Annotated in this window: 1 protein-coding gene; it reads right to left on the minus strand. The window is 55.9% G+C overall.

Annotated elements, in window-relative coordinates:
- Nucleotides 1–571, minus strand: a 571-nt coding sequence (locus SM447_RS29565) for an HTD2 family dehydratase (protein WP_474576148.1), incomplete at its 3' end; no start/stop codon positions are given.
- Nucleotides 572–587: the final 16 nt, after the last annotated feature.

Raw genomic sequence — 587 nt, forward strand, 5'->3', positions numbered from 1 at the left:
CCAGATCATAGTGGATGCGGTGTCCATTGAACGTTAGGGCCGAGTAGCGAAACAACAGTGTTGAATTGAACTCCCACACTTCTGCACTTTCTTCACCAGAGGGGGCCAAACGGGTCCTTGATTGAGGCGCATTAGAATCTGGATCCTCGCGGTAGACGAGGTCCTGATGCTCGGTCACTGCACAGTGACCACCCTGCCAAATCTCGTGTCGCAGGGTCACAAAACCCAGTGGCCCAGTCCGACCCACTTTATGTTGAGTTGCCTCGACACAACTGCGCTTCTCAGCCGGTACGCCTGCATGAAGTGGAGAATTGAAGGTCAGCCGCCCTCCGGCCCACATACGCCGCGGCAAACCCATATCAGGGATCAGGCCTCCGACATTCGGATGGCCATCACGTCCGAGAGCCGTAGGTGGTTGGACGTCCCAAAAATAGAGCTGATGAAAGAACGGGGGTAATGGATCGCCGCTCTTAACCAAATCCGTCGCGCCAAGCGCCACAAGAAGTGCCGAAGCGCGGGCGGGATCCATCTGATCGGTGACGATCTGGGTGTCGCGTGATATTTCATCCATACTCTGACCGTAACGT

This window comes from Micromonospora aridisoli, from assembly GCF_056150025.1.